This window comes from Butyricimonas sp., from assembly GCF_019423355.1.
GTDB classification, from domain to species: domain Bacteria; phylum Bacteroidota; class Bacteroidia; order Bacteroidales; family Marinifilaceae; genus Butyricimonas; species Butyricimonas faecihominis.
In genome coordinates, this window is the sequence record NZ_JAHZBP010000003.1 from 114,498 (window position 1) to 128,452 (window position 13,955).

At 45.3% G+C, this 13,955-nt stretch carries 10 protein-coding genes; 7 read left to right on the top strand and 3 right to left on the bottom strand.

Annotated features, from left to right (window positions below):
* The first annotated feature begins 8 nt into the window (after positions 1–8).
* Both QVC79_RS05500 and QVC79_RS05505 read left to right on the top strand, forming a co-directional pair.
* Positions 9–2,021 carry a TlpA family protein disulfide reductase gene (locus QVC79_RS05500; protein ID WP_270594379.1) on the top strand — a complete coding sequence of 671 codons (2,013 nt, stop codon included), beginning with the start codon at positions 9–11 and terminating at the stop codon, positions 2,019–2,021.
* Positions 2,008–3,183 (top strand): TlpA disulfide reductase family protein, encoded by a 1,176-nt coding sequence (locus QVC79_RS05505; protein ID WP_270594378.1) that lies wholly within the window; start codon positions 2,008–2,010, stop codon positions 3,181–3,183. Before QVC79_RS05500 ends, QVC79_RS05505 begins: the two co-directional genes overlap by 14 nt.
* Positions 3,184–3,273: 90 nt before the next feature.
* On the opposite strand, the gene QVC79_RS05510 is transcribed toward QVC79_RS05505, so the two are convergent.
* From QVC79_RS05510 to dprA, 3 genes are all read right to left on the bottom strand, one after another.
* A complete protein-coding gene (locus QVC79_RS05510) occupies positions 3,274–4,659 on the bottom strand; it encodes an MATE family efflux transporter (protein WP_124316596.1) in 1,386 nt (461 codons plus the stop codon).
* A 158-nt stretch (positions 4,660–4,817) separates the two neighbouring features.
* Positions 4,818–6,152 (bottom strand): NADP-specific glutamate dehydrogenase, encoded by a 1,335-nt coding sequence (gene gdhA / locus QVC79_RS05515; protein WP_124316597.1) that lies wholly within the window; start codon positions 6,150–6,152, stop codon positions 4,818–4,820.
* A gap of 193 nt (positions 6,153–6,345) precedes the next feature.
* Positions 6,346–7,458, bottom strand: a complete 1,113-nt coding sequence (gene dprA / locus QVC79_RS05520) for a DNA-processing protein DprA (RefSeq protein ID WP_270594376.1) — start codon at positions 7,456–7,458, stop codon at positions 6,346–6,348.
* A gap of 285 nt (positions 7,459–7,743) precedes the next feature.
* On the opposite strand from dprA, the gene aroB reads away from it, so the two are divergent.
* The 5 genes from aroB (at position 7,744) to QVC79_RS05545 (ending at position 13,926) form a co-directional block, all read left to right on the top strand.
* Complete coding sequence (gene aroB / locus QVC79_RS05525; RefSeq protein WP_270594374.1) at positions 7,744–8,775, top strand: 3-dehydroquinate synthase; 1,032 nt, start codon at positions 7,744–7,746, stop codon at positions 8,773–8,775.
* Positions 8,776–8,790: 15 nt separating this feature from the next.
* On the top strand, positions 8,791–9,999 hold the full coding sequence (locus tag QVC79_RS05530; RefSeq protein ID WP_270594373.1) for a 3-phosphoshikimate 1-carboxyvinyltransferase: 1,209 nt from the start codon (positions 8,791–8,793) through the stop codon (positions 9,997–9,999).
* A gap of 53 nt (positions 10,000–10,052) precedes the next feature.
* Positions 10,053–11,645, top strand: coding sequence for an aspartate:alanine exchanger family transporter (locus QVC79_RS05535; RefSeq protein WP_270594372.1), 1,593 nt, complete (start codon positions 10,053–10,055; stop codon positions 11,643–11,645).
* Positions 11,646–11,726: 81 nt separating this feature from the next.
* Entirely contained in the window at positions 11,727–12,302 is a 576-nt protein-coding gene (locus QVC79_RS05540; RefSeq protein WP_270594369.1) for an RNA polymerase sigma factor, read from the top strand.
* Between the two features lie 472 nt (positions 12,303–12,774).
* Positions 12,775–13,926 (top strand): FecR domain-containing protein, encoded by a 1,152-nt coding sequence (locus tag QVC79_RS05545; protein ID WP_124317752.1) that lies wholly within the window; start codon positions 12,775–12,777, stop codon positions 13,924–13,926.
* The last annotated feature ends 29 nt before the right edge of the window (positions 13,927–13,955 follow it).

The window sequence follows — 13,955 nt, forward strand, 5'->3', positions numbered from 1 at the left end:
TGTAGAGTATGAAAAAGAAATTTGTTTATGTTCTTTTTGCTTGCCTAGCCATGGTTAACATGGCTTTGGGCCAGCAAAACGAGTCCCGCTTGACCTTAAATCCGGAAGTACCCGTGGCCGGTCAGAGTTTGGAATTGACCTATAATCCGAAAGGAGGACCGTTAGAAGGTAGATCCGATTTGGTCGGGATTGTTTATATGTATAATTTTTATCACTGGGAGATGGGCGATGTGCAATTGAAGCAGGAAGGAGATCTTTGGAAAGGAACTTTCGAGATGCCGGAAAATTGTGCTTTTATCGCTTTTAAATTCCAGTCCACGTTTACCTTGCAACCGGACTCAACGGATAATAATAACGATAACGGGTTTATGTTTATCCCCAAAAATAGTGCGGGTGATTATTTGCCGGGTAGATACCTTGCTTGGGGTGTATTCCGGATGCCTTCGCTGGGATCGGAAACCGGGAATTATTTTTCCGGGAACTACAAGGAGATTTCTAACGAGGCCGCGATGATGTGGACGGATCAGGAGACAAAACATTATCCTCAATATGGTCGCCACTTTTTCGGGACTATGAAATCAGTTTTGAAAAAAATGTATGGGGATAACAGTCGTCCCGGAATAGCACACTTGTTGAAAGTCATGGAAAGCCAACCGGATTTGACCGAGAATGAATACGAGGAAATCAGTAGTACTTACCGGATTGATTTGAAAAATAAAGTGAAAGCGGATAGTATCAATCAGGTGATCCTCAAATTGTTCCCGCACGGGGGCTTGGCTCGTTTTAACCGTTCTTTCGAGTTGAATGCTTTGCCTGAAGAGGAATACTTTGCGGCTGCCGATCAGTTTCGAAAAGATTTCCCGATAGAGGCATGGAGGAAGAATCCGAATCCTAGAGGATTCGTGTATAATAATTTTTATCGGGAGTTGGCCACGAGGTATTACAAATCGGGGAATTACAAGAAACTGGAAGAAATATTGCCTGAGATGGATATGGTAATGATCAATGATGTATTCCGGAAAAGTGTCGAGTTTGCTATTCGGAAAACTCCCACGCCACCGGAAAACTATGTCGAGATTTCAAAGAAATTCATCGACCAGATGATTGCTAAGGTGGGTGACGGTTCGTATCGGCAGACAATAGCAGCTTCTCCCCGACAAGCGGAAGAGCTTGCTCGCTTGTGGTTGAATTACTACATCTGTGTTCATGCTCAAGTTGCCGAAAAATGTGGTCGTTACCAAGAGGCCGTGGACATGATGAATTTGATTGACGAGGATCAACGGTATATCTCTTATCCGGCAGGAAATGAGGCATACATCGTGAGTCTGGAAAAGTTAGGAAACCATACTGGGGCTTTCGAAGCAATGAAAGGTGCGGCAAGTGCCGGGCAGATGACTCCGGTAATTTATGACAAATTAAGAGAGCATTATGCTACCTTGAAGGAGAAACCTGCCACATTCGAGGCATGGATTGCATCTCTGAAACCGAAGCATGAGGTAGAAAAAATCAAGAATAAACTTCGTGCAGAAATTATAGATATACCTTTTGAGCCCTTTGTCATGGAATCACATCAGGGAGGAAAAGTGAAATCTGCCAGTTTCAAAAAAGATGAAATCGTGGTGATTGATTTTTGGGCTTTGTGGTGTGCGCCTTGTATTGCTGCTTTAGATGGGATGCAGATGGCCGTGGATCTTTATGCTAATGATCCGACCGTGAAATTTTATTTCGTGATCACGCAAGATGAACCGAACCGTGAAAAGATAGATGCTCTTTGGAAGAAGAATGATTTCCGGAACATGGAAGTCCTTTATGATGCGAATCCGAAAGGAAAGAATTCACGGAATGTCGTGTATAAATCCATGTTTCCCGGAACGTCGGGTATTCCTCAAAAAGCCATCCTTAAAAACGGGCATATCCGCTATCGTGCGGAAGGGTACGGTGGAAGTCCCAGCGGTCTGATGGATGAGATTTCTTATGTTATCGAGATTCTTAAAGAGGAGGGAAATCATGCTGAGAAATAATCTGATCGTCCTGTTGCTTGCAGCAGCAGGACTTTTTTCTTCTTGCGGGAGCGGGAACCACTATTCGCTTACCGGGAGTTTGCCGACTCGTTATGATGGATGTCTGGTTAAGCTTACGCCTGCCACGTTCTTTTTCTCCGAGGAGAAACCCAGTCCAGTGGATAGCGTCAAAATTAAGGATGGTAAATTTCGGTTTGCCGGAACGGTGCAGGAACCGACTGTCTATATGCTGACGATTGATGGAGTGGATTATAAGATCCCGGATATGGGTTCAATAGCCGTGGTGATTGAACCCGGAGACGTTGCGATAGAATACGATACGCTGGGAATCATTATGGCGGGAACCCCTGTAAATGAACGGTACATGACGACGATAGGAGAGGCCAAGCGGGAAACCGTGCGTCAACGCCAACTTTTATGGCAGGAACGGGATAGCGTGAAGCGTTTGCCGGGGAGTGTGGAAAATGAGGTAGATAACTACTATAATCTGAAAAGTAGTGCTATTTTTAAGGAGAATGTCATTCCGGCATCAGAAAACTTTATTCGAGAATACGCGGGTACTGAAATCGGGGAGTTCTTCTTCTTTCATTGTTGCGGGAAAGATGTGTATAGCAAGGCTTTTGTAGATGAGGTTTATCCGACTATTCGGCCGGAAATACGGGAGCAATACGAGACTTTAATCCGGGCTCGTCAGGAAAAACAGGATTATTTCGTGCATTCGCAGAAAGTCACGAACGTGGGAATGCCCTATCGGGAGATTGTGGCTCGAACAATAGACGGGAAAGAGATTCGTTTATCGGATTATGTCGGTAAGAAACAACTTATTTTACTGGATTTCTGGGCATCTTGGTGTATCCCTTGCATTCAGGAGGTTCCTCTGCTAAAGAGATTGCAGGAAAAGTATAAAAATCAAGGATTACAAATTGTGGGAGTGTCCGTTGATTCTGACCGGGAAAAATGGCAAGATGCTCTTGAAAAGCATAAACCGACAGGTATCCAGATTTCCGAATTGAAAGGTTGGGAAAGTGTTTCCCGTGTTGATTACGGGGTACAGGCGATTCCGTTTACGGTTTTAATCGATGCATCCGGTAAAATCCTTGCTCGCAACCCGCATGGTCCGCTTTTGGAAGAGATCATCGAGAAGTATTTTTCTAAAAAATAGAAATCATTTTTAAATGATTTAGGGTTATATCCCGAAAAACTATCTTTGTTTGAAAAGTTTTTCGGGGTATAACCCTAAACATTTACCTTGTTAGGTAAAAATTGGCATTTCCTTGGGCCGGAATAACTTTTTCTGTACCACGTAGTATGCGACCAGAACGGCAGCACCCGTTACGATCCACGAAATGGGATAGATGACCATCAAGGCGTCGAAACTGGGCAATAAGGGACAGACAAGGTATATCCATAGTAATCGTAAGACACAGGTACCGAACACGGTGAGGATTGCTGGTAGCATGGAATAGCCAAGTCCCCGGAGTGCAGCTCCGGCAATTTCGTATGAGCAGGCAAGACACTGTGTCAATAAGACGATATTCATGCGAAGTGCTGCATAATGGAATACTTCCGGGCTGGACGTGAAGAAGCTGATGGCGAAGTGTTTTTGCCAGACGAATAGCACGTTCAGCAAGCCGCAACAGGCAACACTTAATAACATCGTCAGACGGAAAATTCTTTTACAGCGATCAATTTGTCCGGCCCCGTAATTTTGGCTGATAAAAGTTACCGCGGCTTGACTGAAAGCACTAACGACAAAATAACAGTAATACTCGTAAGTAAGGGCTGCGGCGGAGCCTGCAATGGCTGCAGAACCGAATCGGTTGACGGCTGCTTGTATGAAAATGTTGGCAATCGAAAACACCATCCCCTGTATTCCTGCGGGGACACCGATTTGAAGAACTTTTCGTAATTCGGGACGATTGATGCGGAGGTGCTTGAAGTTTAGTTTGAATGGCCCTTGTTCGTGTCGCAGGATGTATATGATCACGCCTGCGCTGAACATGTTGGCAACGACCGTACCAATAGCGACGCCTGCAACACTCATCTTGAAGACAATGACCAACAGTAAGTTTAGCACGGTATTGATGATCCCGGCAGCAACAAGACAATAAAGCGGGCGTTTCGTGTCTCCCATGCTACGGAGAATGCTTGCCCCGAAGTTGTAAATCATGAAGAAGGGCATCCCGAGAAAGTAAATGCGAAGATACAGAACTGCCAAGTCAATGACATCATCGGGCGTGTCCATAGCTTCCAGTATCGGGCGGGCTATGAGTAAACCTACCACGAGTAGTAGGCACCCGCTTGTCAAGGCGATCACGGAGACCGTGTGTATGGCATTTTTGATTCCCCGTTCATCTTTTTGCCCGATGTAGTTGGCGATCACGACATTTGCCCCGACGGATATTCCCACGAACAGGTTAATCATCAAGCTGATCACCGAACTGTTGCTTCCCACAGCTGCCAGAGCCTGATCGCTGGCAAATCTTCCCACGACGGCTACATCTACCGAGTTGAATAACTGCTGCAGGATGCTACTTGCCGCTAATGGCAGAGAAAACAACAGAATTTTGTTCAGTAAACTACCGTGCAGCATGTCCATCCGGACCGCACCTTGTGATGATTTATTATGAGTACGCATATTTTGATATTTTCATGACGCGAAAGTACAGGAAACAACCTGATAATAGCATACACGGATTACTTTTTGTTTTATCAATTTTACTGATCGGGTAATAGAGAGGAATAAAAAAATCCGCCTCGTTCGAGGCGGATTCTTTATATAGACTTACTGTATTATTAGCAGTGTCCTTGAGCGCACATAGCCTCAGCAACTTTGATAAAGCCACCGATGTTAGCACCCTTAACATAGTTGATCTTGTTACCTTCTCTACCGAATTTAACGCAAGTATCGTGGATGTCTTTCATGATCTGAGACAATTTAGCGTCTACTTCTTCAGCAGTCCAGCTATATCTCATTGAGTTTTGGCTCATTTCAAGACCAGAAACGGCAACACCACCAGCGTTAGCTGCTTTACCCGGAGCGAAAGTAATGTGTTCGTTCAAGTAGTTAACAGCTTCAGCAGTACAACCCATGTTAGAAGTTTCAACTACCATTTGGCAACCGTTAGCAACCAATTTCTTAGCATCTTCTTCGTTCAACTCGTTTTGGATAGCGCAAGGGAATGCGATGTCACATTTAACTTCCCAAGGTTTAGCTTTCGGGAAGAATTTAGCACCGAATTTCTCAGCGTAAGGAGCTACAACGTCGTTGTTGCTAGCACGCAATTCCAACATGTAGTCTACACCTTCTTGAGTAAGACCTTTTTCATCATAGATGTATCCGTCAGGACCAGAAATGGTAACTAATTTAGCACCTAATTGAACTAATTTCTGAGCAGCACCCCAAGCTACGTTACCGAAACCAGAGATAGCTACAGTCTTACCGGCGATTTTCTCACCTTTTTCAGCCAACATGTGTTGTGCGAAATAAACGGTACCGTAACCAGTAGCTTCCGGACGTACTCTTGAACCACCGAATTCACGGTTCTTTCCAGTTAATACACCAACGAATTCGTTACGGATTCTCTTGTATTGTCCGAACAAGAAACCGATTTCACGAGCTCCAACACCGATATCACCTGCAGGTACGTCAGTATCAGCACCGATATATTTGCAAAGTTCAGTCATGAAACTTTGGCAGAAACGCATGATTTCGTTATCTGATTTTCCTTTCGGGTTGAAGTCAGAACCTCCTTTACCACCACCCATCGGAAGAGTAGTCAAAGAGTTTTTGAAAGTTTGTTCGAAACCTAAGAATTTCAAACCGCCAAGGGTTACTGACGGGTGGAAACGCAAACCTCCTTTGTACGGTCCAATAGCACTGTTGAATTGTACTCTATAACCACGGTTGATTTGTACTTCACCTTTATCGTCGATCCAGGGTACTCTGAACATGATTACTCTTTCAGGTTCTACCATTTTCTCAAGGATCTTGTTAGCCTTGTATTTCGGGTTTGCCTGATAGGTATCCCATACAGTTTCAATCACTTCTTGAACTGCCTGGTGGAATTCTGATTCACCTACGGTTCTAGCCTTTAAGGCATCCATGAATTCTTTAATCTCTGCTTTCATTTGAATATTGTTTAAGTAAAAACTTTAAAAAAACATTTTCATTTACTTGAATTATCAAAATTCGGTTCAAAGGTATGCTTTTGTTTATGATTCCAAAAATTTTTCGAGTTATTTTTTGGTAGGTGCAAACGTTATAATAGTTTAAAATTTCAATCACGATTCATGAAGTGCTATGAATCTGTAATAAAACCTGTTAAATGAGCGTGTAACAATTACCGGGGAGTTGCATCACGTGACCTTCCAGCTCGAGTTTTAAAAGAAGTACGGAGAGGTCATGCACGGATATGTGTGTAAGTTGATGTAACTGATCGATATTTTGTTCTCCTCTTTTTAACAGAGTCTCCATGAGTAATACTTCATTATTTGTTACGGGGAATAAATCTAGGGACATCTGGTAGGGGCCGGTTGGGAGAGGTGGCCAGTTGAGAATCCGGATCAGATCCTTGATGTTTTCTACCAAGGCGGCAATATTTTGTTTGATCAACAGGTTACACCCGGCGAAGGTCGGGTCTTCCGGTCTTCCGGGAATCGCCATCACGTCCCGGTTGTACGACAAGGCTTGTCGGGCGGTAGACATGGCCCCTCCTTTTATGGGAGATTCGGCGACAAGAATCGCCTCGCTCATGCCTGCCACGATTCGATTGCGTTGGAGAAAGTTTGTCGGTAAAATCTGTGCGCAAGTCGGAAATTCTGAAATTAAAGCTCCCCCTTGTTCCAGAATCTTTTCGGCCATACTTTTGTGTGAGGCAGGATAAACCATGTGTAGGCCGTGTCCGAGAACGGCCTGTGCTTTTAAACCGTAATGCATGCACGCCGTGTGGGCGGTAATGTCGATCCCGTAAGCCAATCCACTGATAATATTCGGGTGGTAACCTGTTTCGGCCAGTTCATGGAGCAACGTGTCTACTCGTTTCTTGCCCATTTCGGTCGCTTTGCGGGTTCCCACGATGGCAATATTCTTCGAGTCGGAGGCATCCAGAATCCCCTTATAAAATAGTACGAGCGGGGCATCCGCGCAATGTTTCAAAAGGCGGGGATAATTCGAATCTTCGATTCCGCATACCCGGATGTGATGTTTTTTCATGACGTCCAACTCTTGTTTTGCCATCTGTAACCAGCGGGAGCGTTCGGGTTGGATGTTTGTCAGGTTATTTTCCCGGAAAAGAATCTCTATATTCTGATCTGTTTCTTCGAAAAAGCCGGAAATTCCGCCACATTGTTGGAACAAGGAGGCAAAAAGAGCATTGTTAAGCCGGGGTGCCATGGTGATGGCAACCCTTGTTAGGACCGAGTTTTCATGATTCATACGCCGATATTTAAAAGTCATTTGAGACAAAAATACACCTTTATAGTTAGAAAAGCGAATGAAATGGAGAAAATGAGTCCATAAGGTTTGTAAAGTTTATAAGGTTTATAAAGTGGCGGGGTGTCCTCCGGGCAAAATCTATCGGCAAACCAAGCTGCCGTGGACAAAGGTCCCGCGGGTGTCCAAGAACTTTATGGACTTTATAAACCTTATGAACCTTATAAACCCTTTCTCTTTTGGGCATCTGATTAAAATAGTTTAATTTTGTACGGAAATACAGGATGAATGGAAAGTATCATTTTTACCACGGATGCCAGCATTGTTCTTGCTGAATTACTGGGCGGAATCAGGCACGAGAATTTATTTATCGTGGCGGATAAGCACACGGTCGGTTTTTGTGATCGTTTGTTTGAGAAGGTGGATTGGATTCCCTCTCACGTGACGGTTCTGGATTGCGGGGAAGAGTATAAGTCGATTGAAAGCGTCAGCCGGATTTGGACGATGTTGAGTAAACGGGGGGCGCGTCGATCTTCCATTCTCGTGTGCGTGGGAGGTGGTGTCGTGACGGATTTAGGAGGATTTGCGGCTTCCACGTTCAAGCGGGGGATGCGTTGCATCAATGTTCCCACGACACTGCTGGCGCAGGTTGATGCATCTTTGGGCGGTAAAACCGGGTTTAATTTCAACGGTTTGAAAAACGAGATCGGCACGTTCTCCATCCCGGAAAAAGTGATTATCGATGTCCATTTTTTAAGTCATTTACCCGTGCGGGAACGAATGTCCGGTTTCGCGGAGATGATCAAGCATGGTTTATTGTCAGACCGGGAGTATTTGATCCGGTTGTTGAATCTGGAATATCAAGAAACGAGTCCGGAGGACTTTCTGGAGCTGATTCGGCGCTCCGTGACGATAAAAGGTGAAATTGTCTCCCAAGACCCTAGGGAACAGGGACTGCGTAAAGTGTTGAATTTCGGACACACGATCGGGCATTCCATCGAAAGCTTGTCTATCATGCGGGGAATGGCTCTTTTGCACGGGGAGGCGGTGGCATTGGGATTGGTGGCCGAATTGTACCTGTCCGTCAAAGAAAAAGGTTTCCCGGAAGAAATTTACCTGGAAGTCCGGAATTTTGTTAAACGATATTATCCGAACTATCCTCTGATGGAGCATGTTGATACCTTGTATGAATTGATGTTGCATGATAAGAAAAACGAACGGCGGGGAGTGAATTTCACGTTACTCCCGGGCATCGGGGAGTTTTCACTAGATAATTATTGTTCGAAAGATTTAGTGGTTGAGGCATTGAGCCAAGTGTAAATAACGAGTAGAATTATGGATCGAGTTATCGCGTGGGACAAGACAAAGATTGAAGGTGTGGCTGTTTTACCGGCTTCAAAGAGTATCTCGAACAGGGCGCTCGTGTTATGTGCCTTGGCAGGATGCCCGGTACCGGAGAATTTGTCGGATAGCGATGATACACGGGTGTTACGGGAGGCCCTGTCCACTTCTGACAGGCTGGTCAACGTGGGACACGCTGGAACTGCCATGCGTTTCTTGACGGCTTATTTTGCCTTGAAAGGCGGAACCCGGGAATTAACCGGTTCGGAGCGTATGAAACAGCGTCCCGTGCAGGTATTGGTGGATGCTTTGCGGGAATTGGGTGCGAGTATCGCCTACATGGGGGACGAGGGTTTTCCGCCTTTATGGATTACTTCCGCACCTTTACAAGGAGGGCGTTCCCTGTCGTTAGACGCATCCGTGAGTAGTCAATACGTGTCGGCCTTGATGATGATTGCCCCTTTGCTGCCGGGAGGCTTGACGCTCGATTTGGAAGAAAGAATCGTTTCTGCCGCTTACATACGGATGACGGCCGGCATGATGCGCTTGTTCGGGGTAGACGTGCGTTTGGAAGGGAAAAAGATTATTATTCCCGAGAAGGGGTACATTCCGGTAAACTTGCGTGTGGAATCCGACTGGACGGCAGCATCTTATTTCTACGAGATGCTTTCTATTGTCGGGCAGGGGGAAATCTTTATTTCGGACTTGGAAAAAGACAGTTTGCAAGGGGATGCGTTACAATATAGATTGTGGGAACAATTAGGGGTGCAAACAGAATGGCGGGAATCGGGAGTTCTCTTGAGAGTTGCTGGTGAAAACACGGGTTTATTCGAGGCGGATTTCACGGAAATGCCCGATCTGGCTCTTACTTTTATCGTGACTTGTTGTTTAAAAGATATTCCGTTTCATATTTGCGGCTTGGAAACTTTGTATGTTAAAGAGTGTGACCGGGTAGCCGCCTCGATTCGAGAGTTACATAAATTGGGGTATGATCTGGATGTCCCCGTGCATGGCGAGTTGTCATGGAATCGGGAACGGAATACGTTGATTTCATTGGAAATAGATACTTATCAAGACCATCGTATGGCAATGGCGTTTGCTCCTGTCGGGTTAAAGTTACCCGGTTTGGTCATCCGCAATGCCGGGGTGGTGACGAAGTCTTTCCCTACATTTTGGGGACAGCTGGATAAATTATTGATTTAATCATCCGATTAATCACGAAATCATTAATCGGTAATCACGGAATCTATTTATTTATGGAATCATTATTACAATCTTCTTATTTCGCGTTGTTTTTAATTGTTGCTCTAGGTTTTATACTGGGACGAATTAATTTTAAAGGAATATCGCTGGACGTGTCAGCGGTCATTTTTATCGCCTTGCTTTTCGGTCATTTCGGGGTAATTATCCCGAAAGAACTGGGAAATTTCGGGTTGGTACTATTTATTTTCACGATCGGAATGCAGGCCGGGCCGGGATTTTTTACCTCTTTTAAAGCGAAAGGGAAAGTGCTGGCAATTATCACGTTATTAATCGTGGCCACGGCAGCACTGACCGGAATCGCCTCTAAATATTTGTTTGACATCGATACGCCGAGTGTCGTGGGATTGATTGCGGGAGCGTTGACGAGTACACCGGGTTTGGCTGCCGCTATTGATGCCACGGGTTCCTCATCCTCTTCCATCGCTTACGGGATTGCCTATCCTTTTGGGGTGATCGGGGTGATTCTGTTCGTGAAACTTTTACCTAAGATATTACGCGTGGACATCCGTGCTGAAGAGAAACGACTGGAAGCCTTGCAGCAACAACAATACCCGGAGATCAAAACGGCTGTTTTCCGGGTGAGTAATCCGAACGCTTTTGACAAGAGCTTGGCTGATTTGCAAATTCGGACCATGACAGGAGCCGTGGTTTCCCGTTTGGTTCACGATAACCTGACCGAGATCCCAACCCCTCTATCCGTGTTGCGGGAGGGAAATTTGATCAAGGCGGTAGGCTCCCCGAATGCTTTGCGGCAGTTAGAAATCTTGGTCGGGGAAAAGATGAATCAGGATTTGCCTCTGGGGGATAGCATTGATATGCAGTACGTGCTGTTGACGAATAAAGAGGTGGCCGGGAAGAGCTTGGGTAGTTTGAACCTGCATCAGAATTATCACTGTACGGTGACCCGTGTGCGTCGTTCCGGTATTGACGTGGCCCCGAGTCCCGATTTAGTTCTGCGTTTTGGTGATAAGTTGACAGTAATAGCCCGGAAGGAGAGCATGAAGGACGTGTTGAATCTTTTGGGGAATGACAAGAGACGTTTGTCGGACACCGATTTTTTCCCGATTGCAATGGGTATCGTGTTGGGCGTGCTTTTTGGAAAGGTGAATATCTCTTTTTCCGATAGTTTCACCTTTTCTCCGGGATTGACGGGAGGAATTCTGATCGTGGCTCTGGTTTTGGGTTATCTTGGTAAGACTGGACCTATCGTGTGGTCTATGTCCGGCCCGGCCAATCAACTGTTACGTCAATTAGGATTGTTACTGTTTTTGGCGGAAGTCGGGACCTCGGCAGGCGTGAATCTGGTACAAACCTTCGTGAATAGCGGGTTAACCCTGTTCGGGGTAGGTTTTGCTATTACCTTGTTGCCGATGATCGTGGCTCTGTTGGTGGGGTACTACGGTTTCCGGATCAATATTTTGGATCTGATGGGAACGATCACGGGAGGAATGACGAGCACACCGGGATTGGCTGCCGCTGACTCCATGACTGACAGTAACATCCCGAGCGTGGCCTATGCAACGGTTTATCCGATAGCGATGGTGGTTCTAATTATCTGTATTCAACTATTAAGTATGTTAATTTGAACATAAATTACGAGGAATACTTTTTATAAGTGGAAAATAAAAAATATTTTTGTCCCACTATGGTTCAAAATAAGTGCGAAATTGGATGAATCAATATTGATAGAGAGATTACGACGGAATGATCGAAAAGCCTATTCAGATTTGTTTGACAGGTATTTCGACAAGTTGTTCACGTTTGCCCTGAATATGGTATTCCGGGAAGACGTGGCCAATGATATTGTGCAGGAGGTCTTTATCGCGATCTATGAAAAATCGGTTCTGAAAAATTATCAGGGTTCCCTGAAAGCCTACCTTTACACGAGCGTGCGTAATCGTTGTTACAATTACCTGCGGGACGCGAAAGTCGAGGATCGTAATATGGCGTTATACGCCGAGGCGGCAGTCTATTCGGACAACGTGGACATGATTGATCGGGAGGAGATTCTGGAGAAAATCCGGGAGGTGCTGGACGAGTTACCGGAAAAATGCCGGGAAGTGTGCCTTCTTCGTTTCATGCATGGGTACAAGTACAGCGAGATTTCCGAACAGTTGGGGATGAATGAGAATACCGTAAAGGTACAGTTGCATCGCGGGTTGGAAAAGTTGAAACGTTGTTTCTCGGATTATGATTTCGCGCTAGTGCTTTTCATGTTGACGGTTTGTCTTGAAAATGTATAGGCTGTTTCAAATCGGCTCCATTCGTGTGTTGTGACGTGCGTGACCCGGGTAAGCTGTTTTTGTCCTTGAAAAACGAGATCTTGGGGGAAGCTTCTGCCGGGTATGGTTATTATATCACAATTAAATAGTTATTATAGACCAAACCGAATGTTAATATATCCTATCGTAATACAAATATTTGTTATTGTTATAGGAGGGGAATAGGGGAGGAATGGGAGCGGAATGGGAGCGGATCGCAATATGATAACTGGATGATGAAATTATAATTACGATTTTTCACATTAGTTCAGATTTTTCTTGCTCGCAACATTTATGAAATTGCGGGGGATAATCGAGTTTCAAAAAAACGGTATCACTCGCAAATGGAAGGTTTGATTTTAATGATAAGATAAAATTCTGAAATTTTTTCATTTCTCCTGTAAACATTTTTCGAGGTTTCGTGTTATAGGGACGAAATTTTTAGAAAAATACGATGAAAATAGATTGGAGGTTGATAAAACGGAGCTTTACTTCTTCACTGGATGAGGAGGATAGGCAGGTTTTGGAAGCTTGGCTGGATGAATCGGAAAGACATCGACAGCTTTACGGGGAGATGAAACGTTTCGTGGCGAGGCGGGAGAATTTCCAGTTGAGCGTGGAGACAAAGAAACGATTTAAACAGGATTTCGAGACGAGAGTTGACGAGGCTTACCGGAGACGGGGACGACGGGTGTGGTTGAAGGTGGTGAGTTACGCGGCAATGTTGGCATTACCGATTATTGCGGGAATGTTACTTTGGACAAGGCAATCCGTGGAGGAAGTTGTGGATTACGGTATCGGGCCTATTGAGCATGGCGTGAGAAAAGCGACGTTGGTGTTGAATGACGGGAAAGTCCTTGCTCTTGATACTTCCCGGATGACACTGAAAGAGATTGACGGGGTGACGATTCACACGAATGATCAGGCGTTGGTTTACGTGGATTCTCTGGATGATCAGGATGTTAATTTACAGAATCGCTTGATTACTCCTAAAGGGGGAGAGTACACGATCATGCTGGCCGATGGGACGAAAGTGTGGGTGAATGCGGCGACAGAGATTCGTTACCCGGTGAAGTTTGCGGGTAAGGAGCGACGGGTACGGTTGGAGGGAGAGGCTTATTTCGAGGTGGTGAAGAATACCGAGAAACCGTTTATCGTGGAGGCGAACGGGATGGAGGTGAAGGTGTACGGAACGCAGTTTAACGTGAACTCTCGTCGGGATGACCAGATCCAAACGACGTTGGTGGAAGGTTCCGTGTCGGTGAAACCGAAGGGATTGGCGGAAGTGATGTTGAAACCGAACCAGCAAGCGGTGTTTAACAAGCTCGCGGGACGGGTTACGGTTCGGGACGTGGACGTGTTATCTTACGTGGCGTGGCAGCGAGGAAATTATTATTTCGAGAACAAGAGTATAGGCGAGATACTGGATGAACTATCGTTGTGGTATGATATTCAGGTGTTCTTTGTGAATAACGAGGTAAGAAACGAACGGTTTAGCGGGTATTTGCCCCGTTACGAGGAAATTAATGGGTTGTTGTCTCTGATCGAGAAGACATCCCATGTGCAGTTCGAGATAAAAGGTAGAGTGATAATCGTGCGAAAATAAAATTCCGGACAAGCGGCTACTTATCCGGA

Excerpts from the sequence above, each read along its gene's own strand:
- gdhA (WP_124316597.1), bottom strand. The coding sequence starts at position 6,152 with ATGAAAGCAGAGATTAAAGAATTCATGGATGCCTTAAAGGCTAGAACC.
- aroB (WP_270594374.1), top strand. The coding sequence starts at position 7,744 with ATGGAAAGTATCATTTTTACCACGGATGCCAGCATTGTTCTTGCTGAA.
- QVC79_RS05530 (WP_270594373.1), top strand. The coding sequence starts at position 8,791 with ATGGATCGAGTTATCGCGTGGGACAAGACAAAGATTGAAGGTGTGGCT.
- QVC79_RS05505 (WP_270594378.1), top strand. The coding sequence starts at position 2,008 with ATGCTGAGAAATAATCTGATCGTCCTGTTGCTTGCAGCAGCAGGACTT.
- QVC79_RS05500 (WP_270594379.1), top strand. The coding sequence starts at position 9 with ATGAAAAAGAAATTTGTTTATGTTCTTTTTGCTTGCCTAGCCATGGTT.
- QVC79_RS05545 (WP_124317752.1), top strand. The coding sequence starts at position 12,775 with ATGAAAATAGATTGGAGGTTGATAAAACGGAGCTTTACTTCTTCACTG.
- dprA (WP_270594376.1), bottom strand. The coding sequence starts at position 7,458 with ATGAATCATGAAAACTCGGTCCTAACAAGGGTTGCCATCACCATGGCA.
- QVC79_RS05510 (WP_124316596.1), bottom strand. The coding sequence starts at position 4,659 with ATGCGTACTCATAATAAATCATCACAAGGTGCGGTCCGGATGGACATG.
- QVC79_RS05535 (WP_270594372.1), top strand. The coding sequence starts at position 10,053 with ATGGAATCATTATTACAATCTTCTTATTTCGCGTTGTTTTTAATTGTT.